This is a genomic window from Sphingopyxis sp. GW247-27LB, assembly GCF_002277025.1.
Classification (GTDB): Bacteria; Pseudomonadota; Alphaproteobacteria; order Sphingomonadales; family Sphingomonadaceae; genus Sphingopyxis.
This window is the reverse complement of sequence record NZ_NIWD01000013.1, coordinates 157413-182250: the sequence shown is the minus strand read 5'-3', so window position 1 is coordinate 182250 and position 24838 is coordinate 157413. Positions and strand designations below refer to the sequence as shown.

General features: G+C 67.2%; 25 protein-coding genes and 2 pseudogenes. 12 read left to right on the top strand and 15 right to left on the bottom strand.

Annotated elements, in window-relative coordinates:
* Window positions 1-165 precede the first annotated feature (165 nt).
* A complete protein-coding gene (locus CD928_RS18010) occupies window positions 166-564 on the top strand; it encodes a hypothetical protein (protein ID WP_095388677.1) in 399 nt (132 codons plus the stop codon).
* Between the two features lie 47 nt (window positions 565-611).
* Here the strand turns inward: CD928_RS18010 and CD928_RS18005 are convergent, their stop codons facing one another.
* The gene (locus tag CD928_RS18005; protein ID WP_095388676.1) at window positions 612-1175 is read right to left on the bottom strand and encodes a YqgE/AlgH family protein; all 564 of its coding nucleotides are present in this window, start codon (window positions 1173-1175) and stop codon (window positions 612-614) included.
* A 243-nt stretch (window positions 1176-1418) separates the two neighbouring features.
* On the opposite strand from CD928_RS18005, the gene CD928_RS18000 reads away from it, so the two are divergent.
* The 4 genes from CD928_RS18000 (at window position 1419) to CD928_RS17985 (ending at window position 5316) form a co-directional block, all read left to right on the top strand.
* Window positions 1419-1898 carry a peroxiredoxin gene (locus CD928_RS18000; RefSeq protein WP_095388469.1) on the top strand — a complete coding sequence of 160 codons (480 nt, stop codon included), beginning with the start codon at window positions 1419-1421 and terminating at the stop codon, window positions 1896-1898.
* An 89-nt stretch (window positions 1899-1987) separates the two neighbouring features.
* Window positions 1988-3472: an AMP nucleosidase gene (locus CD928_RS17995; protein WP_095388675.1), complete on the top strand. Its 1485-nt coding sequence runs from the start codon at window positions 1988-1990 to the stop codon at window positions 3470-3472.
* The gene (locus CD928_RS17990; protein WP_095388468.1) at window positions 3469-4242 is read left to right on the top strand and encodes an SDR family NAD(P)-dependent oxidoreductase; all 774 of its coding nucleotides are present in this window, start codon (window positions 3469-3471) and stop codon (window positions 4240-4242) included. Before CD928_RS17995 ends, CD928_RS17990 begins: the two co-directional genes overlap by 4 nt.
* Before the next feature lie 186 nt (window positions 4243-4428).
* On the top strand, window positions 4429-5316 hold the full coding sequence (locus tag CD928_RS17985) for an OmpA family protein (RefSeq protein WP_095388467.1): 888 nt from the start codon (window positions 4429-4431) through the stop codon (window positions 5314-5316).
* Between the two features lie 71 nt (window positions 5317-5387).
* On the opposite strand, the gene CD928_RS17980 is transcribed toward CD928_RS17985, so the two are convergent.
* On the bottom strand, window positions 5388-5870 hold the full coding sequence (locus CD928_RS17980; RefSeq protein WP_095388466.1) for an SRPBCC family protein: 483 nt from the start codon (window positions 5868-5870) through the stop codon (window positions 5388-5390).
* Between the two features lie 48 nt (window positions 5871-5918).
* Here CD928_RS17980 and CD928_RS17975 point away from each other — a divergent pair, with 48 nt between their 5' ends.
* Entirely contained in the window at window positions 5919-6245 is a 327-nt protein-coding gene (locus tag CD928_RS17975) for a helix-turn-helix transcriptional regulator (protein WP_095388465.1), read from the top strand.
* A 248-nt stretch (window positions 6246-6493) separates the two neighbouring features.
* On the opposite strand, the gene CD928_RS17970 is transcribed toward CD928_RS17975, so the two are convergent.
* The 3 genes from CD928_RS17970 to CD928_RS17960 all read right to left on the bottom strand — a co-directional run bounded on the left by CD928_RS17970 (window position 6494) and on the right by CD928_RS17960 (window position 10109).
* Window positions 6494-8344, bottom strand: coding sequence for a M2 family metallopeptidase (locus CD928_RS17970; protein WP_095388464.1), 1851 nt, complete (start codon window positions 8342-8344; stop codon window positions 6494-6496).
* Window positions 8345-8418: 74 nt separating this feature from the next.
* Window positions 8419-9174: an alpha/beta fold hydrolase gene (locus tag CD928_RS17965; RefSeq protein WP_095388463.1), complete on the bottom strand. Its 756-nt coding sequence runs from the start codon at window positions 9172-9174 to the stop codon at window positions 8419-8421.
* A gap of 287 nt (window positions 9175-9461) precedes the next feature.
* Window positions 9462-10109, bottom strand: a complete 648-nt coding sequence (locus CD928_RS17960; protein ID WP_095388462.1) for a 2-hydroxychromene-2-carboxylate isomerase — start codon at window positions 10107-10109, stop codon at window positions 9462-9464.
* A gap of 129 nt (window positions 10110-10238) precedes the next feature.
* Between CD928_RS17960 and CD928_RS17955 the strand changes: the two genes are divergently transcribed.
* From CD928_RS17955 to CD928_RS17945, 3 genes are all read left to right on the top strand, one after another.
* Entirely contained in the window at window positions 10239-10694 is a 456-nt protein-coding gene (locus CD928_RS17955) for a MarR family winged helix-turn-helix transcriptional regulator (RefSeq protein WP_095388461.1), read from the top strand.
* Entirely contained in the window at window positions 10691-11824 is a 1134-nt protein-coding gene (locus CD928_RS17950) for an HlyD family secretion protein (protein ID WP_095388460.1), read from the top strand. The genes CD928_RS17955 and CD928_RS17950 overlap by 4 nt, the downstream gene beginning before the upstream one ends.
* A gap of 258 nt (window positions 11825-12082) precedes the next feature.
* A complete protein-coding gene (locus CD928_RS17945) occupies window positions 12083-13675 on the top strand; it encodes a DHA2 family efflux MFS transporter permease subunit (RefSeq protein ID WP_095388459.1) in 1593 nt (530 codons plus the stop codon).
* Window positions 13676-13727: 52 nt separating this feature from the next.
* Here the strand turns inward: CD928_RS17945 and CD928_RS17940 are convergent, their stop codons facing one another.
* The 7 genes and pseudogenes from CD928_RS17940 to CD928_RS17910 form a co-directional block, all read right to left on the bottom strand.
* Window positions 13728-14462: a DUF4336 domain-containing protein gene (locus CD928_RS17940; protein WP_095388674.1), complete on the bottom strand. Its 735-nt coding sequence runs from the start codon at window positions 14460-14462 to the stop codon at window positions 13728-13730.
* 34 nt (window positions 14463-14496) lie between these two features.
* Window positions 14497-15122 (bottom strand): annotated as a pseudogene (locus tag CD928_RS17935) (DUF2238 domain-containing protein).
* A 157-nt stretch (window positions 15123-15279) separates the two neighbouring features.
* A complete protein-coding gene (locus tag CD928_RS17930; RefSeq protein ID WP_095388458.1) occupies window positions 15280-16305 on the bottom strand; it encodes an aspartate-semialdehyde dehydrogenase in 1026 nt (341 codons plus the stop codon).
* 47 nt (window positions 16306-16352) lie between these two features.
* Entirely contained in the window at window positions 16353-16964 is a 612-nt protein-coding gene (locus CD928_RS17925) for a DUF1287 domain-containing protein (protein WP_217983786.1), read from the bottom strand.
* Window positions 16965-17062: 98 nt separating this feature from the next.
* Window positions 17063-17440, bottom strand: a complete 378-nt coding sequence (gene rplS / locus CD928_RS17920; RefSeq protein WP_095388457.1) for a 50S ribosomal protein L19 — start codon at window positions 17438-17440, stop codon at window positions 17063-17065.
* A 5-nt stretch (window positions 17441-17445) separates the two neighbouring features.
* Window positions 17446-18183, bottom strand: a complete 738-nt coding sequence (gene trmD / locus CD928_RS17915; RefSeq protein ID WP_095388672.1) for a tRNA (guanosine(37)-N1)-methyltransferase TrmD — start codon at window positions 18181-18183, stop codon at window positions 17446-17448.
* Complete coding sequence (locus CD928_RS17910; protein WP_095388456.1) at window positions 18180-19097, bottom strand: LysR substrate-binding domain-containing protein; 918 nt, start codon at window positions 19095-19097, stop codon at window positions 18180-18182. The genes trmD and CD928_RS17910 overlap by 4 nt, the downstream gene beginning before the upstream one ends.
* A 105-nt stretch (window positions 19098-19202) precedes the next feature.
* Here CD928_RS17910 and CD928_RS23480 point away from each other — a divergent pair, with 105 nt between their 5' ends.
* Window positions 19203-19364, top strand: coding sequence for a hypothetical protein (locus tag CD928_RS23480; protein ID WP_176473627.1), 162 nt, complete (start codon window positions 19203-19205; stop codon window positions 19362-19364).
* Between the two features lie 109 nt (window positions 19365-19473).
* Here CD928_RS23480 and rimM read toward each other — a convergent pair whose 3' ends face one another.
* The 3 genes and pseudogenes from rimM to ffh form a co-directional block, all read right to left on the bottom strand.
* Window positions 19474-19983, bottom strand: coding sequence for a ribosome maturation factor RimM (gene rimM, locus CD928_RS17905; RefSeq protein WP_095388455.1), 510 nt, complete (start codon window positions 19981-19983; stop codon window positions 19474-19476).
* Between the two features lie 153 nt (window positions 19984-20136).
* Window positions 20137-20652 (bottom strand): annotated as a pseudogene (gene rpsP, locus CD928_RS17900) (30S ribosomal protein S16); the annotation flags it as partial.
* A 40-nt stretch (window positions 20653-20692) separates the two neighbouring features.
* Window positions 20693-22150: a signal recognition particle protein gene (gene ffh / locus CD928_RS17895; RefSeq protein ID WP_095388453.1), complete on the bottom strand. Its 1458-nt coding sequence runs from the start codon at window positions 22148-22150 to the stop codon at window positions 20693-20695.
* Between the two features lie 557 nt (window positions 22151-22707).
* On the opposite strand from ffh, the gene CD928_RS17890 reads away from it, so the two are divergent.
* Both CD928_RS17890 and CD928_RS17885 read left to right on the top strand, forming a co-directional pair.
* On the top strand, window positions 22708-24345 hold the full coding sequence (locus CD928_RS17890; protein ID WP_095388452.1) for a bifunctional diguanylate cyclase/phosphodiesterase: 1638 nt from the start codon (window positions 22708-22710) through the stop codon (window positions 24343-24345).
* Between the two features lie 93 nt (window positions 24346-24438).
* Window positions 24439-24828, top strand: a complete 390-nt coding sequence (locus CD928_RS17885) for an endonuclease domain-containing protein (protein ID WP_255247235.1) — start codon at window positions 24439-24441, stop codon at window positions 24826-24828.
* Window positions 24829-24838 lie beyond the last annotated feature (10 nt).

Sequence of the window (24838 nt, the reverse complement as noted above, 5' to 3'; positions counted from 1 at the left end):
TGACACGAGTCGCCCGGGGCCAAGATTCTGAAAATCATGACTTATAATGCGACTTGCGATGAGCATAGGATGTATTTGTGACAGCAATGTTACAAACAGCCGAAAACATTGACTTTTTTGTCGACGAGCGAGAAAATCAAGCCCAGTTTTCGGGAGATAATCGAGATGAAAAAAATCCTGCTGCCGCTCGTCGCTCTGGCCTTCGCATCGCCCGCCGCGGCGCAATCGATCGTGGTGGTTACCGCGCCGCAAACCGACGAGACGGTGTTGCCGGTCGCCTTTGCGGAACTGCGGGCGGGCGAGAATCAGGCGGCGGTCGAAAAACTGACCGGCGAAACGCGGCTCGACGCGCGCGATCCGTCGCGGCTGATCAATCTCGGCACGGCCTATGCCCGGCTCGGCCGCACCGCCGACGCGAAGGCGGCCTATGAAGCCGCGGCCGCCAGCCCGATCCGCTACGACCTCGAACTCGCGAACGGCGATTACATGGACTCGCGCTGGGCCGCGCGTACCGCCCTGAGCAATCTCGCGGGCGGCCGCGAACAGCTCGCGCTGGCGCACTAAGCGACAAAAGCCCGTCGTCCCTGCTTTCGCAGGGACGACGATTCGGGCTATGCCTCGCCACCCTCCGTGGTGAGCAACCGCGCATCGACCCCCGCCTCGGCGAAGGCCGCCCGCCAGCGCCGGTCGGGCGGCGTGTCGAACAGCAGGGCGTCGCTGCCCGGCGTGACGTGCCAGCCGTGGCGCACCATTTCCTCTTCGAGCTGCCCCGGCGACCAGCCGGCATAGCCGAGCGCGACCAGCCAGCGCGCGGGTCCGCGCCCCTCGCCGATCGCGCGCAAGATGTCGTGCGAGCTCGAAATCATCCAGCGGTCCGACACCTGCACCGCCCCCTCGCCGCCCCAGTCGCGGCTGTGCAGCACGAAGCCCCGTGATGGCTCGACCGGTCCGCCGAGAAACACCGGCCCATCGAGCGGGTCGTCGTGCGCGATCTCGAGCTGGTCGAGCACCGCGCCCACGGTCATGCCGCCGATCGGATCGGCGACGCCGATTCCCATCGCGCCCTCTTCATCGTGGCTGATCATCGCGATCACCGAATGCTCGAAGCGGGGATCGCCGATCCCGGGCAGCGCGAGCAGCAGCTGGCCGGTGAACCAAGGGGGCGCCGTATCCATCGCCGCATCATGGACGCGCGCGCGCATCGGGTCCAGCGTCTTTGGGTCGGGCGCGACGGCTTTGGGGTAGGGAGCGGGCGTTCCATGCGTGCCGAACGCCCCTCCCGCAGGCGGGAGGGGAGAGGAATGCCGCTTCCGCCGCAAGCCGCCTTTCCCCGAAATTCCCCCGCCCCGCTTGACTCCACCCGCTCGCGCCCCAATCTCTCGGCCTTCCGATATTCCCCTCAACGAAAGGACGCCGAGATGACGATCGAGACCGGAGACAAGCTGCCCGAAGCGACGCTGGTGAAGGTGACCGACAACGGTCCCGAACAGGTGAACGCCGCGGATTATTTCAAGGGCCGCAAGGTCGCGCTCTTCTCGGTCCCGGGCGCCTTCACCCCGACCTGCTCGGCGAAGCATCTGCCCGGCTATGTCGACAAGGCCGAGGAACTGAAGGCCAAGGGCATCGACGAGATCGCCTGCACCGCGGTCAACGACGCCTTCGTCATGGGCGCGTGGGGCAAGGCCGGCGGCGCCGACCAGGTCACCATGCTCGCCGACGGCAATGGCGATTTCGCCAAGGCGGTCGGCCTGACCATGGACGGCAAGGCGTTCGGCATGGGCACCCGCGGCCAGCGCTATTCGATGATCGTCAACGACGGCGTCGTCGAACAGCTCAACGTCGAAGCACCCGGCGAATTCAAGGTATCGAGCGCCGACCATATGCTCGAGCAGCTATAAGAATATTCCAGCCCCTCCCCCCAAAAAGGGGAGGGGCTTGCTTGCAGCGACTCTTCCCTTTCGTCACAATTTCGTGCAACAGCGTCGCGATGACATCATCCTCATCGCAAACATCCAACACCGCCGATCCCACCGCCCGCGTCGAGGACATTCTCGCCGAGCTGAAAAGCCGCTTCAAGGCGTCGGTCTCCGCTCTCAAATCGGCCATCGCCGCCTATGTCCACGACGGCACGCTGCCGCCCGCCGACGCCGCTTCGACCGGTCTTTTCGACTATCCGGCGCTGCGTCTCGTCACCAATGGCGAACTGCGCGAAGGCCAGGGGCATAATCTCGCTTTCGGGCGCTTCGAACATGCCGGCGAATTCGTCACCACCGTGACCCGCCCCGACCTGTTCGAGGATTATCTGCGCGCGCAGCTGATGCTGCTCACGCGCCATTACGACGTCGACCTTTCGGTAATCCGCACCGGCCAGCAGATCCCCTTTCCCTATGTGCTCGACGCGAGCGACGGGTCGGACATGGGGAAGATCACCCCGCTCGAGCTGGCGCGGCATTTTCCGACGACCGAGCTGGCCGACATCGGCGACGAGCTTGCCGACGGCCTTTTCGGGCTCGACCCGACCGCGCCGCAGCCGCTCGCGCTGTTCGACGCGCTGCGCACCGATTTCAGCCTCGCGCGCCTGCGCCACTATACCGGCACCGCGCCCGAGCATTTCCAGCGCTACATCCTGTTCACCAACTATCACCGCTATGTCGACGAATTCGTCGCCTGGGCGGGCGCGCAGGTCGGCCAGGGCCGCTACACCGCGCTCGCGGGGGCCGCGGGCCTCTATGTCGACCAGCCCGGTACCAACGCGAGCGCGCTCGTCGCCGACAGCGCGTGGCGGCGCCACCAGATGCCCGCCTATCATCTGATCGCCGAGGACGGCAGCGGCATCACCCTGGTCAACATCGGGGTCGGCCCCTCGAACGCCAAGACGATCTGCGATCACCTCGCGGTGTTGCGCCCCGAGGCGTGGCTGATGATCGGGCATTGCGGCGGGCTCCGCCCCAGCCAGCGGATCGGCGACTATGTGCTGGCGCACGCCTATCTTCGCGACGACCATATCCTCGACGCGGTGCTGCCGGTCGAAATCCCGGTCCCGCCGATCGCCGAAATGCAACAGGCGCTCGCCAGCGCCGCCGAGGCGGTGTCGGGAACCAGCGGCGCCGACCTCAAGAAACGGATGCGTACCGGCACCGTCGTCACCACCGACGACCGCAATTGGGAGCTGCGCTATACCGATTCGGCGCTGCGCTTCTCGCAGTCGCGCGCGATCGGAATCGACATGGAATCGGCAACGATCGCCGCGCAGGGCTATCGCTTCCGCGTGCCTTACGGGACGCTGCTCTGCGTTTCGGACAAGCCGCTCCACGGCGAACTCAAGCTGCCGGGGCAGGCGAACCGCTTCTACGAGGAAGCGATCGCCGCGCACCTCCAGATCGGCATCCGCGCCTGCGAACTTCTCCACGACGAGGGTGCGAAGCTGCACAGCCGGAAATTGCGCGCCTTCAACGAGCCGCCGTTCCGGTGAGCGGTGCGCCCACCCTCTCGCGTTCCATCGCCGGCCGCGTCGCGATCGTCACCGGCGCCGCGAGCGGCATGGGCCGCGCGACGGCGCTGCTCCTCGCGAGCGAGGGCGCGAAGGTCGCGGTCACCGACCTCGACCTCGCCGCCTGCGAGGCGGTCGCGGCCGAAGCGGGGCCCGATGCGAAGGCCTTCGCGCTCGACGTGTCCGACGGCGCCGCGATCCGCCATGTCGTCGGCGAGATCGCGGCGCATTTCGGCGGCATCGACATCTTGATCAACAATGCCGGCGTCTCGAGCTTCGCCCCGCTCGACACCGAGGACGAATATGAAGCGATCTGGCACCGCGCGATCGCGGTGATGCTGACCGCGCACCAGCGCATGGTCCGCGCCGCACTGCCGTGGCTCCGCCGGAGCGACGCCGCGCGGATCGTCAACATCGCCTCGACCGAAGGGCTCGGCGCGACGCCGGGCGACACGCCCTATGTCGCCGCGAAGACCGGGGTCACCGGCCTGACCCGCGGGCTCGCGGTCGATCTCGGCAAGGAGGGGATCACGGTCAATTGCATCTGCCCCGGCCCGATCCGCACCGGCATGACCGACGCCGTGCCCGAGGCGGACAAGGCCGTCTTCGCCAGGCGCCGCACCGCGCTCCGCCGCTATGGCGAGCCCGAGGAGGTTGCGCATGTGACCCTGAGCCTCGTGCTTCCCGCCGCCAGCTATATCACCGGCGCGGTGATCCCCGTCGACGGCGGGCTGATGGCGCGTAACGCCTGAATATAGCTAGCTTAATTGTCTAAATGGCGCGGATTCGCGCGCTTTTGCCCGGTTCGCGCGATTAGCCGAGCCGTGCAAGGCGCTCGACGACCTGCGCAACTCCTGTCCATGTCAGGAGTATTTCTGTGCCGGAAGGGGCCAGGTAAACTGCGGAACCCCTGCCGATCCAGTTCGAAGGAGTAGCGTATGGGAGCGGTTTCCAAGAGTCCGAAAATGGTGTTGCTGGCCTTGCTGGCCGGCACGGCGACGGTCAGCCTCGCAGCGCAGGCGCAGGATGCGCCCGCAAGCGACCCTGCAAGCGACAATGTGATCGTCAATGGCCAGCTGATGCCCGATCTGGCCCAGATGGCCAAGGGGCCCGAAATCGAGGGCATCATCTCCGCGCGGAGCGACGGCAGCATGCAGGTCACGACCGCCGACGGCGCCGACACGACGATCGCCCTCGTCGAAGGCACCAAGATCAAGGGCAGCGGCGGGTTCCTGGGACTCGGCAGCGACAAGCTGGCGGCGGATTCGCTGCTCAACGGCCTGCCGGTCAGCGTCGAGACCCTGCAGTGGGACGGCGGCCTGGTGGCGAGCAAGATCGCGCTCAAGAACAAGGACCTGCGGACCGCATCGATGATCCGCACCGGCACCAACCAGCGCTTCGCCGAACAGACCGCGGCGACCGAAGCCCTGCGCGGCCGCGTGGGCGACATCGACCAGTATAATGTCAAGAGCACGACGAACGTGAACTTCGACACCGGCAAGGCGGCGCTGTCCGAGCAGGCGAAATCCGACCTCTGCGCCGCGGCGAGCCAGGCCGAGGCGATGGACAACGCCCTGCTGCTCGTCGTCGGCTACACCGACTCCACGGGAAGCCAGGAGCTGAACCAGGCGCTGAGCGAGAAGCGCGCCAGCGGCGTCGTCAACTATCTCCAGCAGGCGTGCGGCTGGAAGCCCTATCGCATGCTGACCCCCACGGGCATGGCCGAGGCCGACCCGGCGGCGGACAACAGCACGGTTGAAGGCAAGGCCCAGAATCGCCGCGTCGCGGTGAATATCCTCGTCAGCAAGGCCGTCGACGGAATCTAGGATGCCGGGGGCGGGCTCCTTGCCCACCCCGCATCTCTCGGCCCTTCCCGCTTCGTCGCGGGGAGGGCCGGTTATTTATACATGCCCTCGCGCAGATTGATGCCGTGCTCGATCCACACCTTGAGCGCGCAGAGCATCTGCGACCAGCCCTGGCAATTGCCGTAGGAGGCGCTGAGCGCGCCCTGATTCTCGCGCCAGCCCTCCTCGGCGATCTCGACGAGGGTGCGGCCGTCGTCGAGCCCCTTGAAGCTCATGGTGACGCGGGTGCGGTAATCGGCGTCCTTGAGCTCGCCCCCTTCGACATTCGGCGCCTCGCCTTCGTTCGCCTGCCATTCGAGGACGATCCTCTCGTCGGGCACGACCTCGATCACATAGACGGGGAAGGCGCCGGGGAAGTCGTGAAAGTCCCATTCGACCGTCGCGCCGGTCTCCAGTCGGCCCTTGGCACCGCCGGTGGTGAAATAATGCGACAGCTTCGCGGGGTCGGCGACCGCCTCGAACACCTCGTGCACCGGCTTCGCGATCCGCGCCGCGACTCGGAATTTCAGTTCCATGATCAATCTCCGCTTGAGTTGGTGCAGTTTATGTTATAAATTTATAACATGTCAATCCACGACGATTACGACCGCATCTTCAAGGCGCTCGCCCATGCGGTGCGGCGCCAGATCCTCGACGACCTCAAGGACCAGCCGCTGACCACCGGCACGCTGTGCGAGCATTTCCCCGAACTCGACCGCTGCACGGTGATGCAACATCTGAAAGTGCTGGAAGATGCCGGGCTCATCATCGCCGAGCGCCGCGGCCGCGAGCGCTGGAATCACCTGAACGCGATGCCGATCCATGACATCCACGACCGCTGGATCGGCCCGCACGCCGCTGCGGCGACGGCGCGGCTGGCGCGGTTCAAGCAGGCGGTGGAGGCGGATTGACGGGGAACGGCAGCCCACGGCAGGTAGGAGCCATACCTTCTCCCCTCCCTTTTAGGGAGGGGTTAGGGGTGGGTGCGCGAGCGGAGCGAGCCCGCAAAAGAACGCCGCCTTCGGCGGCTACCCACCCCCAGCCCCTCCCTAAAAGGGAGGGGAATGACTCAAATCCACCCCAAAACGCCCCCGCACTCCCGCAAGAAAAGGGCCGGGGAGTCGCCTCCCCGGCCCTTGTCACATCCTCGTAACCGCAATCACCACCCCGTCGGCTTGCCCTTGTTCTGTTCGTCGAGCCATTTTTTCAGGGGTGCGAAATAGTCGGCCATCGCCTTGCCCGACATCTCGCGGCTGCCGGTGAAGGCCTGGAGCGCGTCGGGCCAGGGCTTCGACGCGCCCATTTCGAGCATCGCATTGAGCTTCGCGCCGACCGCCTTGTTGCCATAGAAGGAACAGCGGTGGAGCGGGCCCTTCCATCCCGCCTGCTTGCACGCCGCCTGATAGAATTGGAACTGCAGCACGCGCGCGAGGAAATAGCGCGAATAGGGCGTGCTCGCCGGGATATGATATTTGGCGCCCGGATCGAAGGCGTTCGCCGGCCGCTCGCCCGGCGGGGTGATGCCCTGATATTGCAGGCGCAGCTGCGTCCATGCCTTGTTGTAGTCGGCGGGCTGGATCGTCCCGTCGAACACCCCCCAGCGCCAGCGATCGACGAGCAGGCCGAAGGGCAGAAAGGCGACCTTGTCCATCGCCTGCCGCAACAACAGGCCGACATCCTTGTCGGCACCGGGCACCTGCGCCTTGTCGAGCAGGCCGATGTCGACCAGATATTGCGGCGTGATCGACAGCGCGACGAAATCGCCGATCGCTTCGTGGAAGCCGTCGTTGGCGCCGTTGAGGTAGAGGAACGGCTGCTTGTTGTACGCGCGCTGGTAATAATTATGGCCGAGTTCGTGGTGGATCGTGACGAAATCGTCCGAATTCACCTTGGTGCACATCTTGATGCGGACGTCGTCCTTGTTGTCGATATCCCACGCCGAAGCGTGGCAAACGACCTCGCGGTCGGCGGGCTTCACGAACAGGCTGCGCTTCCAGAAGGTTTCGGGTAGCGGCGCGAAACCCAGCGAGGAATAGAAATTCTCGCCCGCCTTGACCATGTCGAGCGGCGTCTTGCCCTTGGCCTTGAGCAGATCGCCGATGTCGTAGCCGAGGTCGCCCGAACCCGCGGGCGCGACGAGCGGGTAGATATTGCCCCATTCCTGCGCCCACATATTGCCGAGCAGGTCGGCGCGGATCGGGCCGGTCTTCGGCTGCACCGCGTCGCCATATTTCTCGTTCAATTTCCAGCGGACATAGGTGTGGAGCGCCATGTAGAGCGGCTTCACCTCCTGCCACAGCCGCTCGGTCGTCCTCGCGAACTCCTCGGGCGGCATGTCGTAGCCCGACCGCCACATCGCGCCGGTGTCTGCGAACCCCAGCTCCTTCGCGCCCTCGTTGGCGATGCCGACCATCTTTGCGTAGTCGTCCTTCATCGGCGCGCCGACATTGTCGTGCCAGCTCGTCCACATCTCGGCGAACTCGGCCGGCGTATGCTCGAGATTGCCCATCTCGGCCTCGATGTCAGAGCCCGAGATCGGCTTGCCGTCGAGGGTGCCCTTGCCCTTGCCATATTGCGACGAGAGATCGGTCGCGATCCGGTTGAGCTCGGTCGCGGCGCCCTCGGTCGTCGGGGCGGGGAGCACGATGCCGTTGCGCAAGATGTCGAGCTTGCGCTTCGTGTCGGCGCTCAGCCCCGGCACATTCACATATTTGGCGGCTTCGAGCGCATATTTGACCGATTTCTCGGTGCCGACGGCATTGATCCGCGCCGCCATCGCGTCGGTGTCCTCGGTGATGAAGTTGTAGTTGACCCAGTTCACCTGGCTCGCCTCGACCGAATAGTCGAACAGATCCTTTTCGGCGGCGGCGATGAAGGCGTCGGCATCGGCGGCCGTCGGGGCGGCAGCCGGCGCCTCGGCCGCGGCTGGGGCGGCTTCCTGCGCGAGCACCGGGCTTGGGGCGAGCGCGAGCGACATCGCAAGCGACAGGGTCGAAATCATGGCTTTCATGGGGTGCGTCCTCTGGATGATCATGGCGCTCTCTGGCGCGATGGCCGCCAGTCTGGACCGCACCGCCAGCCCGGTCAAGCGGTGGTCAGGAAGTCGGCGATCGCTTCGCCGAGTTCGGGCTCGGTCACGCTCGACATGTGCGTGCCGGGGATCGTCGCGAGCCGCGCGTCGGCCAGCGCGGCGACCAGTTCCTCGGCCGAGCCATTGTCCTGATCCTTGTCGCCGCACACCACCAGCACCGGCATCGTCAGCGCCGCGAGCGCGTCCGGCGCGGTGTCGGTGAAGCTGTCGAGCAGATGCCCCGCGGCGACGCGGTCGACCTTCATCGTCTTCATGAATTGCACCGACAGCCAGGTGTCGTCCCCGCGCTTCGCACCCTCATAGTCGGCGATCACGCGCTTGAAGAACTGCCCGCGCCGCTGCCAGCCGGCGAGCCCCGCAAGCCCCATGCCGCCGAGGATCAGCCGCTTCGGCCGCATCCCCGCGACCACCGCGCGAACGCTTGTGCGCGCGCCGAGCGAAAAGCCGCCAAGGTCGAAATCGGCGAGACCGAGGTGCGCGACCAGATCCTGAAGGTCGTCGACCAGCACGTCGGGCGGATAATGCTCCGCCCCGTGCGGTGCGGCGCTCGATCCGTGGACGCGCAGGTCGGGCATGATGACGCGAAAGCCGTCCGCCGCGACGCGCGCCGCGGTGCCGAACTTGATCCAGTTGACCTCGGCGCTCGAAAACAGGCCGTGAAGCAGCACGACCGGCGCCCCCTCCCCCGTCTCGCGCCACGCCAGCCGCACGCCGTCGCGCGCCGCGAAAAATCGGGGTTCGATGGTCATTGCCGTGCCTTACGCGCCGCTTGGCGGTTCGCGCAACGGCGAATGGGAGCGACATGGACTGCCTCGACTTCGCTCAACACGAGCGAGATGGCCGCTTTCGGCCAGAAGCGGACCTTTCATTCTTCGTCACCCTGAACTTGTTTCAGGGTCCATGGCCCGCCCTTGAACTGGACGCGGCGCCGAAGGGGGGACCTGGCCATGGATGCTGAAACAAGTTCAGCATGACGAGGTTGGATGGCAGCTCCCACCCCAAAGCAGCCGTTCACGACCAGCCGGCCTTACACCCCCTACCGTGGCTTCAACCCCTTCTGCTCCATCCGCCATTTCGCCATCTCGATACGGTCCTGCCCGAAGAAGGGCTCGCCGTCGAAGACCAGCGTCGGTACGCCCCAATGACCCGCGATCTCGAGCGCGACCTGGTTGGCGGCGATCTCGGTATCGAGCGCCTCGGCGTCGCGCTCCGCCTCGGCGTCGAGTTCGGCGAGGTCGAGCCCCGCGCGCTTCGCGGCGCCGGCGAGATGGTCACCAAGGTGCCAGTCCTGCGCCCCGCCCCAGATGAGCTGCGCCGCCTCATCGCAGAAGGCGAGGCTCTTGCCGCGGCGCGAGGCGGCCTGGCCGAGCCGGGTGAGGCGATAGATATAGGGCTGCTCGGCGGCGATCTCGCGCGTCGTCACATTCTGGACGATCGGGTCGGGACGCGGCGGGCCGAAGGGGATGCCGTGGAACTGCGCGACGCGGATCATGTCGCGCATCGTATAGCTCAGCCAGTTGGGATGGTTGCGCTCGAAGAAGTCGGGCTGGCGGATCGCGAGCGGGTAGACCGGGCGCAGGTTGATGTCGACCGCGTGGCTCGCGGCGAGCGCGCGGTAGCGGCCGATCGCGAGGTAGGAATAGGGCGAGCGAAAGGACCAGAAGAGGTCGGCGGAAAGACTCATGCGGGCATCCTGCCCAAAATACGGCGCGGCGCAAGCATTGTCGGAATAGTTTACACCGGAATGGAAGGTTTCGAAGGTGCCGCGCAGCGCGTAGTTGATTATATAGCCATTGCTATTATATGCCCTGCCATGAACGAGACGATCGGCTTTCTGCTGAACGACACCGCGCGGCTGTTTCGCCGCGCGTTCAACGCGCGCACGCGCGACAGCGGCGTGACCGCGCTGCAATGGCGGCTGATCAGCTATCTGAAGCGGTACGAGGGGATCCGGCAGGGCCCACTCGCCGAGCTGATCGAGGTCGAGCCGATCACCCTGTCGCGGATGGTCGACCGGCTGGCCGAGGCCGGGCTGGTCGAACGCCGCGCCGACCCGACCGACCGCCGCGCCTGGCAGCTCCACCTGACGCCGCGGGCGCGCGACCTTCTGAAGGTCATGCGCCGGACGACCGACCGGCTGACCGAAGAAGCCACCGAAGGGCTGAACGACGCCGAACGGGCGCAGCTGATCGCGCTCGTCGGGCGCATCCGCTGCAACCTGTCGCGCCGCGACGCGAACACCGAGACCGAAACCGAGGCCGCAGAATGACCCAGCTCTCCCCCACCCGCCCCACGGCCGAGGACGCCAAGCCCCCGCGCGCCGCCCCCAAGGCCGATCCGGTGCTGCCGGCCGCCGGCTCCGCTGCCTCCGCCCCGGAAGACGAAGCCAAGCCGGGCTGGGGCGCGCGCGCGCTGATGTTCGGCGTGCCCGCGGCGCTCGCGATCGCGGGCGGCGTCTGGTGGCTGACCAGCGGCGGGTCGGTGTCGACCGACAACGCCTATGTCCAGATGGACAAGGTGTCGGTCGCGGCCGAAGTCGGCGGGCTGATCACCGAAGTCGCGGTGCGCGAGGGCCAGGAGGTCAAGGCGGGCGACCTGCTGTTCCGCATCGACGGGCATCCCTATGCGCTGACCGTCGCGCAGGCGGGCGCGGCGATCGACGCCGCCAAGGTCGACGTCGGCAATCTGTCGGCGAGCCTCGCCGCGACCAATGTCGACATCAAGGCGGCCGAAGAGGATATCGCCTTCGCCGAGGCCAATTTCCGGCGGCAGGCCGCGCTGATGGACAAGGGCTTCACCACCAAGGCCGCCTATGACGCCGCGAAGCACGCGGTCGAACAGGCGCGTGCCAGCCTGGGCCAGGCGCGGGCCGACGCCGCCGAGGCGCGCGCCAAGCTCGCCACCGGCGCGAGCGGCACCAATCCGCAGGTCGAGGCCGCACGCGTCCAGCGCGCGCAGGCGCAGGTCGACCTCGGCCGCACCGAGGTGCGCGCGCCGAGCGCGGGACGCGTCGCCGAATCGGATCGGCTGCAGGTCGGGCAGATGATGGTCGCCGGGCTGCCCGCGGTGACGCTGGTCGACACCGGGCACCCGTGGGTCGAGGCCAATTTCAAGGAAACCGACCTGGCCGACATGTGCGTCGGCCAGCCCGCCGAACTCCGCTTCGACGCCTATCCCGGGCTCGTCGTGCGCGGCCATGTGAAGACGATCGGCGCCGGAACGGGCAGCGAATTCTCGGTGCTGCCGGCGCAGAATGCGACCGGCAACTGGGTCAAGGTGACCCAGCGCGTGCCGGTGCGCGTCGCCTTCGACGAGGTCGCGAAGCGCGACATGATCGCGGGGCTTTCGACCGAGGTGAAGGTGATCACGTCGGGCGGTTGCCCGGCAAAGGGCAAGTGAGACTATGGCTGACGTGGGCCTGGCGGCCGTGCTTCGCGGCCCAACTCCCGCCCTCCCCTTCAGGGGAGGGCAGCGAGACTTGCGAGCTTGCTCGCTAGTCGCAGCGGGTGGGATCCATCGGCCTTGCGCAAGGCCGATGGACCCCACCCCAACCCAGTGCCGGGTGAACAGTCCCCCGGACTGTTCAGGTCGGTCCGGGGGACCGACCGACCCGGCACTCCTCAAGGGGAGGGGCTTTAGCCCCGCAAACGCCGCGTAATGGCCAGCCGCGCCTTTCCCCGCCGCCGCGCCGCACCCGCGGCGACGGTCGTCAGCGACGACCGGCCGCTTCACGAGCAGGTGCGCTATCGCGGCCTCCTGACCGTCGCGGTCATGGGCGCGTCGGTGATGCAGATCCTCGACACGACGATCGCCAATGTCGCGATCCCGCATATGCAGTCGAGCCTCGGCGCGACGAGCGAGACGGTGAACTGGGTGCTGACGAGCTATATCATCGCGACCGCGGTCGCGATGCCGATCACCGGCTGGCTCGCCGACCGCATCGGCCGGCGCACATTGTTCCTCGCCTCGGTCGTCGGCTTCATCATCGCGTCGATGGCGTGCGGCGCGGCCCAGAATCTCGAGGAGATGGTCGCCTTTCGCTTCCTGCAAGGGATCAGCGCCGCCTTCATCGGCCCGCTGTCGCAATCGGTGATGCTCGACATCAACCCGCCCGAACGCCACGCGCGGGCGATGTCGATCTGGGGCATGGGGATCATGGTCGGGCCGATCCTGGGACCGATCATCGGCGGCTGGCTGACCGAAAGCGCCAGCTGGCGCTGGGTCTTCTATGTCAACCTGCCGGTCGGCGCGGCGACGCTCGCGCTGATGTGGGCGCTGCTCCCCGCGACATCGCGCAAGGACCGCAAGTTCGACCTGTTCGGCTTTTCTATGCTCGCGCTCGGCCTCGCCTCGCTGCAGCTGATGCTCGACCGCGGCGCGCAGAAGGACTGGTTCGACAGCATCGAGATCTGGATCGAAAGCGGGGTCGCCTTCGCGTGCCTGTGGATGTTCCTGATCCACCTGCTCACCGGCCGCAACACGCTGTTCGACCGGCGCATGCTCGCCGACCGCAACCTGCTCACTGCGCTGGGCTTCATGGTGGTTATCGGCGTCGTCATGTTCTCGTCGATGGCGCTGTTGCCGCCGATGCTCCAGCGGCTGTTCGGCTGGCCGGTGATCGACACCGGCTGGGTGCTCGCGGTGCGCGGGGTCGGCATCTTCATCAGCATGTGGATCGCGGGACGGCTTCTGGGCCGGATCGACGCGCGCTGGCTGGTCGGCAGCGGACTGCTCATCGCCGCCTATTCGCTGTGGCAGATGAGCCACTGGTCGCTGATGATGGGCGCCTGGCCGGTGATCGTCAGCGGGCTGGTGCAGGGGCTGGGCATGGGGCTGATCTTCATCCCCCTCAACACCATGGCCTTCGCGACGCTGGGGCCGGTGTGGCGCACCGACGGCGCGAGCCTGCTCAACTTGTTCCGCAGCGTCGGCGCGTCGGTCGGCATTTCGGTGGTGACGACCCTGCTCGGCGCGAACACCCAGCGCAGCCACGAGGATCTGGTCGCGCACGTCACGAGCAGCGCGGTGCCGCTGATCGACCCCTCGACCTCCGACCGCCTCGGCTCGCTCGGCGCGAGCGCGATGGCGATGGTCAATGCCGAGATCAACCGCCAAGCGGCGATGATCGCCTATATCGACGATTTCTGGGCGATGATGTGGGTGACCCTGCTGTCGGTGCCGCTGGTCATCTTGCTGCGCCCGCCCGCGCCCGGGGGCCCGAAGGCGTCGGCGGCGGACATGGGGCATTAGAGCGCTTTTCGATCAACCATCGCCACTCCGTGATAGCGGCCGCCCTTCCCCCTCACCGCGCCCATGCGAAAGCCCTGCGCAGTTCGGCGGCGCCGCCCGAGGCATGGGGCAGGCCGTGCGCCATGACGATGCGCTCGCAGGGCCAGGCGAGGATCGACGCCACCGCCGCGCGCACGCGCCGGCGCGTGGGCCAGAAGGTCAGGCGAAGGTCGATCGGCGCCTTGCCGTGCGGCGCGGCGGCGCCCGACAGGCGGATCAGCCAGCGATAGAGGGGGTTGCGCACCCGGCGCAGCTCAAAATTCTCGATCAGGTCGGCGAGGATCACGGTGCGCGACGCCGAATGAAAGAAGGCCGCCTCGCTGACCGCGGTGCCGGGAAAAAGCACCATGTCGATCTCCGCGCGCGGCCAGGGCGGGGCGTCCTCCAGCACCGCGTCGATGCGGAAGGGCCGCTTCGCCTTTTCGGCGAGCCCCGGCACCGCCGCGGTCTTCGCATGCGGATAGCGCCGCTGCCAGTCGGCGACATGCCAGTAATGGATGCTGTTCGGCGCGACGAGCCAGGCCACCGGCCCCAGCCGGTCGATCGCCGCGAACAGCGCTTCGTCGGGTGCGACCGGCGAATGGAGCCAGAGCCCGCCGTCGGCGAGCCGCACCACCGTCATTCGCGTCGGAAAGGGGATCGAGCCGAAGGCATAATCCATGCGGATTTCGGGGCCGTCGACGATCCAGATCGCCTCGCCGAACGGCTTGGGGACATCGAGCGGCGCATAGGGCGTGAAGCTGTCCATCGCGTCGCAGCCTATCAGCAAAGCGGCGGTTGGTTCAAATCTCCGCCCTGCCGCGCGGCAGCGCCACCACCATGACCGCGCCGAGCGCGGCGAGCGCCATGTCCTTTTGCGCGTCCCAGATATCGCCCTGCTGCCCGTTGTAGCGGTCGGCGGTCTCGCCCGCCGCGACGATCGTCAGCAGCCATTCGAAAATCTCGTAGAGGCACGACAGCGACAGAACCCAGCCGGCGACCGCGAGCATCGCGCCGCGCCGCGACAGGCCGCCGTAGCGCCGCGCGACCTCCGCCACCGGCACCGTCGAAAGCCGAAGGCGAAATGGACGAGGCGGTCGTAATGGTTGCGCGTCCAGCCGAATGCCTCCGACAGTCCCCGGCCGGTCAACGCGCGCACCCACTCGTCATAGGGAACGTTGCTGTAGATATAGCGGCCGCCGAGCGTGTGCAGCGCGAGGAACAGGATGATGCAGGCGAGCGCCGGGGTCGAGAGCGGCCAGCGGCGCAGCAGCCACGGCGCGGCGACGAGCAGCAGCGCGGTCGGGATGTGCTGGAGCGGCGCGATGGCGGGGTAAGGCTGGTCGACCTGCGCGAGGAGAAGCAGCGCGAGGAGCAGGCCGAGAAGGAGGCGCTGGGGGCGGGGAACGGCGGAGAGGGCGGCGGGCATGACCCATTCCTAGCCGTTCCCATCGAGGCATTTAAGCCCCTCCTCTTCAGAGGAGGGGTTTGGGGTGGTGGACGCCTTTGAGGGAGACCACCCCGCTGCGCCCCGGACTTGATCCGGGGCTCGCTGCCCCTCCTCTGAAGAGGAGGGGCTTGGACATTCACCCCTTCTTCAGATGCCGGCGGCCGAGCAGTTCGGCGATCTGCACCGCGTTCAGCGCCGCGCCCTTGCGGAGATTGTCGCTGACGCACCAGAGGTTGAGGCCGTTCTCGATCGTCGGGTCCTCGCGAACGCGGCTGACGAAGGTCGCGAAGTCGCCGACGGCTTCGACGGGGGTGATGTAGCCACCGTCCTCGCGCTTGTCGTGGAGCACGACGCCGGGCGCCTCGCGCAGGATGCGCTGGGCTTCCTCGGCCGACAGCTCCTTTTCGAGCTCGACGTTGATCGCCTCGCTATGCCCGACGAACACCGGCACGCGGACGCAGGTCGCGGTGACCTTGATCTTGGGATCGAGGATCTTCTTCGTTTCGACGACCATCTTCCATTCCTCCTTGGTCGAGCCGTCGTCGAGGAATTTGTCGATGTGCGGAATGACGTTGAAGGCGATCTGCTTGGTGAACTTGCTGACGTCCTTCTCGTCGCCGACGAAGATCTGGCGCGTCTGGTTCCACAGTTCGTCCATCCCCGCCTTGCCCGCGCCCGACACCGACTGATAGGTCGAGACGACGACGCGCTTGATCGTCGCCGCATCGTGGAGCGGCTTCAGCGCGACGACCATCTGCGCGGTCGAGCAGTTCGGGTTGGCGATGATATTCTTCTTTGTGTAGCCGTCGATCGCATCGGGGTTCACCTCGGGCACGATCAGCGGCACGTCGGGATCCATCCGGTAAAGCGACGAGTTGTCGATCACCACGCAGCCCGCCGCCGCCGCCTTGGGCGCGTGGATCGCGGTCGCGTCGGAGCCGATGGCAAAGATCGCCATGTCCCAGCCCGCCCAGTCGAAATTCTCGATATTCTGGCATTTCACGGTCTTGCCGGTGTCGCCGATCTCGATCTCGTCGCCCTGGCTGCGCGACGAAGCGACCGCCGCGAGTTCGTCGTAGGGAAATTCGCGCTCGGCGAGGATGGCGAGGACTTCGCGTCCGACATTGCCCGTGGCTCCGGCGACAACGATACGATAACCCATTTACTCACTCCTCAAGGCAAGAACTCGGTTGAAAACATTAGGGTAATTCAGACTTTCCAGCGGAAATGGCCGGTCAGCTTATGCTTGAACAGCGCATCCTCCTCGCGTGTGCCGCCGCCGATATTATGGATCACGAGCGGCACGCCGGTCGTGTCCTTCCGGTCAGATACGATGCCCGTGTGCGGCAGCCTTCCGCCGACCATCTGGGTGAAGATGTCGCCCGGCCGCCAGTCGGCGGGGTTGTCGGTGACAGGCAGCGCCGCGCCCTGCCGCCGCCAGTAGGTTGCGAGATTGGGCACGCGGCGATGGTCGATGTTGCGGTCGGGACGGCCGAGCCCCCAATTCTTTGGATAGGCCCCGAAATTGGCCTTCATGTCGGCGTTGACAAGAGCCTGAAGATCGAGGGCCAACGCATCGCGAAAGGCGCGGATCACGACGTCGGTGCACACGCCCTTCGCGCGGTCGACATCGCCGTTCGGGAAACGCAGCACCGTATAGGCGGGGTCGTAGGTCAGCGTCACGCCGACCTGCCGGCGCGCCGCGCTTACCACGCGCTGGGCATTGGTGAGCGCCATCGCCTGGCCCGCCACGCCGAAGGCGAGCACCGCGCCAAGGAAGGCGCGCCGTGTCGGCTGGAACGGGAAGACGGACGCTTGCATCAAATTCGCTTTGCCCAAAAGAAAACGACCGGCTCTGCCTGTTGGCGGAACCGGTCGTTTTGGAAAGCTGTTTCGGCTTTGGTGTGGAGAAGCTCTCCTTAGCCTTCGCCGGCTTCCGACCGGTATTCGCGGCGCTCCGCAATACGCGCCGATTTACCGGTGCGGCCCCGCAGATAGTAGAGCTTCGCACGACGGACGGCGCCCTTGCGGACGACGGTAATGCTGTCGATGTTGGGCGAATAGAGCGGGAAGACGCGCTCGACGCCTTCGCCGAACGACAGCTTGCGCACGGTGAAGTTCGAGCCCATGCCCTTGTTCGAGCGGGCGATGCACACGCCTTCGAAATTCTGGACGCGGGTGCGCTCGCCTTCGACGACGCGCACGCCGACGCGCAGCGTGTCGCCGGGGCGGAACGTCGGAATCTCTTTGCCGGCCTTGGCGATTTCTTCGGCTTCGATCGTCTGGATGAGGTTCATGGCCCCTAGTCCTTCTTCTGTTGCCGCGCGCCAGAGGCAGGTCGGGCCCGAGCGCCCTCATGGCGCTCCCAAAGGTCCGGCCTGCGTAACCGTGTGTCCTCTTCCGCCCTTTGTTTCCGCCAGGCGGCGATCTTCGCATGATCCCCCGATCGCAGCACTTCGGGGATCGTGCGCCCTTCCCATGTGACAGGTCGGGTATAGTGCGGATATTCGATCAGACCGTTCTCGAACGATTCGTCGTCTCCGCTAGAAGCCGCGCCCATTACGCCGGGAAGCAGCCGAATGCAAGCGTCGAGAAGCAGCAGCGCCGCCATCTCCCCGCCGGAGAGAACGATGTCGCCCATCGCGAGCTGTTCGATGGGGCGCGCGTCGAAGATGCGCTCGTCGAAACCCTCGAAGCGGCCGCAGAGGATGATCGCACCGGGACCCGCCGCAAGGTCGCGGACGCGGGCCTGGGTGATCGGCGCGCCGCGCGGCGTCATCGCGAGCAGGGGCAGCCCCGGATGCGCGGCGGCCGCGTGATCGATCGCGCGGCCCAGCACGTCGGCCTTGAGCACCATCCCCGCGCCTCCGCCCGCGGGCGTGTCGTCGACGGTGCGGTGCCGGTCGGTCGCGAAGTCGCGGATCTGCACCGGCGCGCAGGCCCATGTCCCGCTCTCGAGCGCGCGCCCGGCCATGCTGTGCCCGAGCGGGCCGGGGAACATGTCGGGATAGAGGGTCAGGGGGACGGCGGTGAAGGTCATGGCAGCGGCCGCCATAGCGCCTCGGGGAGCAGGGGACGATCCTTTTCCATCTCTTCGTGCAGCCATTCGCGGAAGCGTTCGATCTTGCGCACGCGGCTGCGGCCCTCGCGGTAAACGAGCCAGTTGGCGCTTCCGGGCTGGTAGAGCGTGTCGAAAGGCTGGACCATCCGCCCGCTGTCGAGCTCGGCGCGCCACAGCAGCGGGGTCATCAAGGCGATGCCGTAGCCGCCCTGCACCGCGCTCGCTTCCTGAAGCTGGCTGTCGAGCACGACCCCGCGGCGCGGCGGCGGGGCGACGTCGACCCCGGCCTCGGCGAGCCAGCCGGCCCACCAGCCGTCGTTCGGCGCGAGCCGCTCGACGCGCAGCAGGTCGGCGGGCGCCGCGATCCGGTTCGCCTCCAGAAAGGCGGGCGAGCAGATCGGCGTCACATGGCTGCGGAACAGGAAATCGCCGCGCAGCCCCGGCCAGCCGCCGCGGCCGATGCGGATCGCGACGTCGACGTTCGACGCGTCGAAATCGACATAGTCGTTCGACATCGAGAGCCGCACCGCAAGATCGGGGTAGCGGAGCTGGAAGCGCCCGATGCGCGCGCTGAGCCAGGTGCCGCCGAAGGTCACCGCGGCGTTGATCGTCAGCACCTCCGCCTCGTCGTCGCCGAGCGCCGCGAAGGCGTCGCCCATCGAGGCGAAGGCGGCGCGGATCGCGGGAAGCAGCCGCTGCCCCGTCTCGGACAGCCGCACCCGCCCTTTCTCGCGCACGAACAGCGCGCGGCCGAGCCGGTCCTCCAATTGGCGGACCTGATAGCTGACCGCGGCCTGCGTCATCCCGAGCTCCTCGGCGGCGCGCGAGAAATTCTCCAGCCTTCCGGCCGATTCGAAGGCGCGGATCGCGGCGAGGGGCGGCAGTCTGGACATAAGGAACCTATAAGCCTGCCTTATGCTGTGCCGCAAAGCTTTTGTTGGCCGGCGCGCCGCGCGAGGCGCATCTAAAGGGCACAGTCACCCAGCAGGAGACAATCGATGATCGACGAAATGTGGATGCGCGGCTGGGCCGAAAATCACGGCCGCTTCAGCGCCGACCTCGACCGCGGCTTCGCGCGAATCGCGCAGGCGTGGCGCGAATGGCGCGGTCGCGGCGCACGCCCCGCGGCCGGCTCGAAGCCCCGCGCCCAGGCGCACTGAGACGGACGGGAATCCCGTCGACCGTGCCGATGCGCGCCACTGGCGCCTCGGCCGCTCCCCCTTGCGGCGGGATTTCCGTCCAACCCGGTCCTGTCCGGGTCCAATGCCGCTATTCGGCGAAAGCCGCCGCCACGATGACCCCCGCGTCGCTCCATTCGGGCACCGCCTGCGGGATCATCGGCACCATGAAGCGCCCCGGTTTCTTGCCGGGTTCGGCCGGCCGCTCGATCTCGAGAATGTCGCCGGCGCCGAAATTCTCGACCGCGACGACGGTGCCCAGCGCCTCGCCTTCGGTCGAGGTGCAGGCGAGGCCGATCAGGTCGTGATGATAATATTCGCCGGGGCCGAGCGGCGGCAAAGCCGACCGCGGAACGGTCAGGACGGTCCCGCGCAGCGCCTCGGCCGCACCGCGGTCGTTCACTTCGGCGAAGGTCGCCACCGCGCCCTGGTTCGCGGGGCGCACCGATTTCAGCGTCAGCTTGCGGGCGCCTGCGTCGAAAACGGAAAAGGCGCGGAGGGCATCCGCGCCTTCGCCGAATAATTTGAGGCGCACCTCGCCCCGCACCCCATGCGCGCCGGCGATGGCGGCGAGGGTGACGGGGCGGTCGGCGCGCGCCAAGGCTTAGCCTTCGGCCTTTTCTTCGCCGGCTTCTTCGGCAGGGGCCTCTTCGGCGGCGGGCGCTTCTTCAGCGGCAGGCGCTTCTTCGGCGGCCGGAGCTTCCTCGGCGACGGGGCCGCCTTCGGCGACTTCCTCGGCGATCGCGGCCGCGTCTTCGGCGGTCGCTTCGGCGGGGACTTCGTCGGCCACCGCGTCGGCGACGGCTTCGGCGGTTTCCTCGCTCTTCACCGAACCGGTCGCGTCGGACTCGGCGGCTTCGGGAGCGGCGGCCTCCTCGGCGGGCGCTTCTTCAGCCGGAGCGGCGGCAGCGGCGGCGGCCGCCTCTTCAGCGTCGACCAGCTTCTGCGCCTTTTCCTCGGCGCGTTCCTTGGCCTTCTCGCCCGGGACGCCCTTGTTGGGGTTGTTGCGCGCGGCGCGTTCCTTGATGCCGGCGGCGTCGAGGAAGCGGGCGACGCGATCGCTCGGCTGCGCGCCGACCGAGAGCCAGTGCGCGGCGCGCTCGCCGTCGAGCTTCACGCGCTCCGGATTGTCCTTGCCGAGCAGCGGGTTGTAGCTGCCGATACGCTCGATGAAGCGGCCGTCGCGCGGGCTGCGCGAATCGGCGACGACGATCTTGTAATAGGGGCGCTTTTTCGAGCCGCCGCGCGAAAGGCGAATGGAGGTAGCCATGATATTTTCCTTTTACTTCAAATATTAAGGTTAGCCGAAATTACTTCTTTTTATTCATCAGATTGGCGAGCTCGGGCGGGATCGCCCCGCCGCCGAGGCCGGGAAGGCCGGCAGGGCCGCCGCCGCCCATGCCGCCCCCACCCATGCCGGGAATGCCGCCGCCCTTGCCGAACAGCGCGCCGAGCCCCTTGAGCCCGCCCATCTTGCGGATGCGCTTCATCGCGGTGGACATTTCCTGGTGCATCTTGAGCACCTTGTTCACCTGCTGCACGCTGGTCCCCGAGCCGTTGGCGATGCGGATCTTGCGCTTGGCGTTGATCAGGTCGGGCTTCGCGCGCTCCTTGGGGGTCATCGACCCCATGATCGCGTCGAAGTGAATCAGCATCTTGTCGTCGGCGCCGCTGGTCGCCATCGCCGCCTGCGCCTTCTTGAGCCCCGGGATTATCCCGGCGAGCGCGCCGATGCCGCCCATGCGACGCATCTGGTTCAATTGCGTGCGAAGATCGTCGAGGTCGAACTGACCCTTCGCCATCTTCTTCGCCATCGCCTCGGCCTCTTCGGCCTGGATCGTCTCGGCGGCGCGTTCGACGAGGCTGACGACGTCGCCCATGCCGAGGATGCGGCCCGCGATGCGCGAGGGCTGGAAGAGTTCGAGCCCGTCGAGCTTCTCGCCCGTGCCCGCGAACTTGATCGGCTTGCCGGTGACCGCGCGCATCGACAGCGCGGCGCCGCCGCGCGCGTCGCCGTCCATGCGGGTCAGGACGACGCCGGTGAGCGGCACCTGATCGGTGAAGCGCTGCGCGACCTGCACCGCGTCCTGGCCGGTCAGGCTGTCGACGACAAGCAGGGTTTCGGCCGGATTGGCGGCGCGCGACACCGCCTGCATCTCGTCCATCAGCTGCTGGTCGACGTGGAGCCGGCCCGCGGTGTCGAGCATGAGGACGTCATAGCCCTGGAGCTTCGCCGCCTGCAGCGCGCGGTTCGCGATCTCGACCGGCTGCTGACCCGCGACGATCGGCAAGGTCGCGACGTCGATCTGGGTACCGAGGACGGCGAGCTGTTCCTGCGCGGCGGGGCGGTTGACGTCGAGCGACGCCATCAGCACCTTCTTGCGCTCCTTGTCCTTCAGCCGCTTCGCGATCTTCGCGGTGGTGGTGGTCTTGCCCGAGCCCTGCAGGCCGACCATCATGATCACCGCCGGCGGGGTGACATTGAGGTCGAGATCGGCGGTTTCGGAGCCGAGCATTTCGGTCAGCGCGTCGCTGACGATCTTGACCACCTGCTGCCCCGGGGTGACCGAACGCAGGACATTCTGGCCGACCGCGAGCTCGGTGACCTGATCGACGAAGCTGCGCACGACGGGCAGCGCGACGTCGGCCTCGAGCAGGGCGATTCGCACCTCGCGCATCGCGGCGCGCACATCGGCCTCGGTCAGCGCGCCGCGGCCGCGGAGCTTCCCGAATACATCGCCAAGCCGATTGCTCAGACTGTCGAACATGTGGCCCAAAATCCTTCCTTCGACACCGCAACGCAAAAGACGCCGGTGAGCGAAACCTCGCCAACCAGCGGCTATCCGTGGACAGACTTTCCCGTCGCGGATGTCGATATGCCCGCCCGCAAGATGCGGCCGAACGGGGCGCCTCTACGCAAGAATGGCGCAAAAGGCAAGCGCGCGCCGGACAGGCGGCGGCAGTGGGTCGGCCTGGGGGCCGGAGCAGAAAGAAGGATTCGCGCAGAGGACGCAGAGATCGCAGAGAATCTGGCTCACGCGGAGACGCGGAGGCGCGGAGAGATTGCGATGACCGCGAAGCGGCTCTCTTCATCCGTCGCCACACCATGACGCGACACCGATCGGAAAGCGGGCCTGTCGGCCCGTACTGCCTCTCCGCGCCTCCGCGTCTCCGCGTGAATCCTTTCCTTTCTCTCTGCGATCTCTGCGCCCTCTGCGCGAATCCCCTTTATTCCCTACCTTCCCGCCGATCGCCGAGCCTTTCGTCACTTAACGCAAATTTCACCGCTTCGGGTGCAAAGAGGCCCGACTGTGGGGACATGTCTATGACAGCCGGAACGGCCGTGCCGAAAGAATGGGATCGCAGCGAGGGGGCGAAGCGCGACATCGTCGCGGGCGGCATCGTCGTCGCCGCCATCCTGCTGTTCGTCGGCACCGGCAGCAATGTGATGCAGTCGGTGGTGCGCGCGCTCGGCGGCGTCGGCGGCGGCACCGATCAGGTGCTCGCGGCGACGCTGATCCTCAATATCGCGCTGATCCTGTTCGGCTGGCGCCGTTACGACGACCTCAACCGCGAGATTCACGAGCGCACGCTCGCCGAGAAGCGGGCGCGCTACCTCGCCGACACCGATCCGCTCACCGGCTATCTCAACCGCCGCGCGCTGCTCGCCGCCGGTCCGTCGCTGATCGCCGCGGCGGCCGCTGAAAAGCGCCATGTCGCGCTGCTGCTGCTCGACCTCGACCATTTCAAGACCGTCAACGACATCCACGGCCATGTCGCGGGCGACCGCGTGCTGCAGGTCGCCGCGGAGCGGATCACCGCGATCCTGCCGCCGAGCGCGACCAAGGCGCGGCTCGGCGGCGACGAATTCGTCGCGATGCTCGTCTTCGAACCCGCGGCGCGGCCCGATATCGACGCGCTCGCCGCGGCGCTGGTCGTCGCGCTCGAGGAGCCCGTCGCCTATGAAGGCCAGCAGATCCGCATCGGCAGCTCGCTGGGTATCGCGCTCGCGGCCGGCGGCGACGCGGCGATGGAAACGCTGGTGCGCCAGGCCGACATCGCCATGTATCATTGCAAGGAAAAGGGCCGAAACCGCCATATCTGGTTCGAACCCGGCATGGAAATGGCGGTGCAGGTCCGCAACCAGATCGAAACCGGCATCCGCGCCGGCATGCCGCGCGGCGAATTCGTTCCGCATTTCGAGCCGCAGGTCGACATCGCCAGCGGCCGGCTGATGGGATTCGAGATGCTGATGCGCTGGGATTCGCCCGAGCATGGCATGATCCCACCCGAACGCTTCATCCCGGTCGCCGAGGACAGCGGGCTAATCGGCGAGCTGTCGCTGCAGGTCATCCGCCACGCGATGGAGATCGCCAAGGGCTGGGACCCGTCGATCGCGCTGGCGGTCAACATCTCGCCGCAGCAATTGAAGGATCCGTGGTTCAGCCAGAAGCTGACCAAGCTGCTCGTCGAAACGGGCTTTCCCGCGAGCCAGCTAGAGGTCGAGATCACCGAAAGCTCGCTGTTCGAGAATCTGCCGCTCGTCCGCTCGATCGTCACCAGCCTCAAGAATCAGGGGGTTTCGCTCGCGCTCGACGACTTCGGCACCGGCTACAGCTCGCTGTCGCACCTGCGCGCGCTGCCGTTCGACCGGATCAAGATCGACAAGAGCTTCGTCGCCGCGATGCGCGGCAGCGCCGACGCGCAGGCGATCGTCGTCGCGATCGTCCGGCTGGGCGAGAGCCTGGGCATGCCGATCACCGCCGAAGGCGTCGAGGATGCCGCGACCGCGGCCGAGCTGACGCGGCTCGGCTGCGCCAAGGGTCAGGGCTGGCACTATGGCCGCGCGATGTCGGCCGGCGACACCGCCGCGATGCTCGCCGAGCGCGGGCTGCTGCGGACGCCGGTGGTGCCAATGGAAGCTGATCCAGCGCACGATACGCCGCTGCGCAAGACGGCCTAAGCCCTCCCCTCCCTGCAAGGGAGGGGCCGGGGGTGGGTTGGCGAGCGCAGCTCGCCGTTCTACCTATTGGCCATGAAACGCGTCCCGCCGGAAATGACCGAACGTGCCCGTCAAATGCGGCGCGATTCGACACCGGCGGAACGAAAGCTGTGGCGCTTGCTATCCCGCTATCGACCTGCGTTCACCCGGCAACTTGTCGTTGGGACCTATATCGTCGATCTTGCTTGCCGCGAGGCGAAGCTGGCAGTCGAACTGGACGGTAGCCAGCATCTCGACCAGAAAACCTATGACGCGAAACGGACCGCCTATTTGGAAAGCATGGGCTGGCGCGTCGTCCGCCTCTGGAATTCGGAGGTCATTACCAACCCCGAGGGCGCAGCCGAATTTCTGCTCGCGCAGGCCGCCGAGTGCCTCGGCGGCACCCACCCCCAACCCCTCCCTTCCAGGGAGGGGAGAGTGAGGAGGCCGCGCCTGCCTCGCTAGACTTCCCGCC

Coding starts and splice junctions, on each gene's coding strand:
- CD928_RS18010 (WP_095388677.1), top strand. CDS start 166: ATGAAAAAAATCCTGCTGCCGCTCGTCGCTCTGGCCTTCGCATCGCCC.
- CD928_RS18005 (WP_095388676.1), bottom strand. CDS start 1,175: ATGGATACGGCGCCCCCTTGGTTCACCGGCCAGCTGCTGCTCGCGCTG.
- CD928_RS18000 (WP_095388469.1), top strand. CDS start 1,419: ATGACGATCGAGACCGGAGACAAGCTGCCCGAAGCGACGCTGGTGAAG.
- CD928_RS17995 (WP_095388675.1), top strand. CDS start 1,988: ATGACATCATCCTCATCGCAAACATCCAACACCGCCGATCCCACCGCC.
- CD928_RS17985 (WP_095388467.1), top strand. CDS start 4,429: ATGGGAGCGGTTTCCAAGAGTCCGAAAATGGTGTTGCTGGCCTTGCTG.
- CD928_RS17980 (WP_095388466.1), bottom strand. CDS start 5,870: ATGGAACTGAAATTCCGAGTCGCGGCGCGGATCGCGAAGCCGGTGCAC.
- CD928_RS17975 (WP_095388465.1), top strand. CDS start 5,919: ATGTCAATCCACGACGATTACGACCGCATCTTCAAGGCGCTCGCCCAT.
- CD928_RS17970 (WP_095388464.1), bottom strand. CDS start 8,344: ATGAAAGCCATGATTTCGACCCTGTCGCTTGCGATGTCGCTCGCGCTC.
- CD928_RS17965 (WP_095388463.1), bottom strand. CDS start 9,174: ATGACCATCGAACCCCGATTTTTCGCGGCGCGCGACGGCGTGCGGCTG.
- CD928_RS17960 (WP_095388462.1), bottom strand. CDS start 10,109: ATGAGTCTTTCCGCCGACCTCTTCTGGTCCTTTCGCTCGCCCTATTCC.
- CD928_RS17955 (WP_095388461.1), top strand. CDS start 10,239: ATGAACGAGACGATCGGCTTTCTGCTGAACGACACCGCGCGGCTGTTT.
- CD928_RS17950 (WP_095388460.1), top strand. CDS start 10,691: ATGACCCAGCTCTCCCCCACCCGCCCCACGGCCGAGGACGCCAAGCCC.
- CD928_RS17945 (WP_095388459.1), top strand. CDS start 12,083: ATGGCCAGCCGCGCCTTTCCCCGCCGCCGCGCCGCACCCGCGGCGACG.
- CD928_RS17940 (WP_095388674.1), bottom strand. CDS start 14,462: ATGGACAGCTTCACGCCCTATGCGCCGCTCGATGTCCCCAAGCCGTTC.
- CD928_RS17930 (WP_095388458.1), bottom strand. CDS start 16,305: ATGGGTTATCGTATCGTTGTCGCCGGAGCCACGGGCAATGTCGGACGC.
- CD928_RS17925 (WP_217983786.1), bottom strand. CDS start 16,964: ATGCAAGCGTCCGTCTTCCCGTTCCAGCCGACACGGCGCGCCTTCCTT.
- rplS (WP_095388457.1), bottom strand. CDS start 17,440: ATGAACCTCATCCAGACGATCGAAGCCGAAGAAATCGCCAAGGCCGGC.
- trmD (WP_095388672.1), bottom strand. CDS start 18,183: ATGACCTTCACCGCCGTCCCCCTGACCCTCTATCCCGACATGTTCCCC.
- CD928_RS17910 (WP_095388456.1), bottom strand. CDS start 19,097: ATGTCCAGACTGCCGCCCCTCGCCGCGATCCGCGCCTTCGAATCGGCC.
- CD928_RS23480 (WP_176473627.1), top strand. CDS start 19,203: ATGATCGACGAAATGTGGATGCGCGGCTGGGCCGAAAATCACGGCCGC.
- ffh (WP_095388453.1), bottom strand. CDS start 22,150: ATGTTCGACAGTCTGAGCAATCGGCTTGGCGATGTATTCGGGAAGCTC.
- CD928_RS17890 (WP_095388452.1), top strand. CDS start 22,708: ATGACAGCCGGAACGGCCGTGCCGAAAGAATGGGATCGCAGCGAGGGG.
- CD928_RS17885 (WP_255247235.1), top strand. CDS start 24,439: ATGACCGAACGTGCCCGTCAAATGCGGCGCGATTCGACACCGGCGGAA.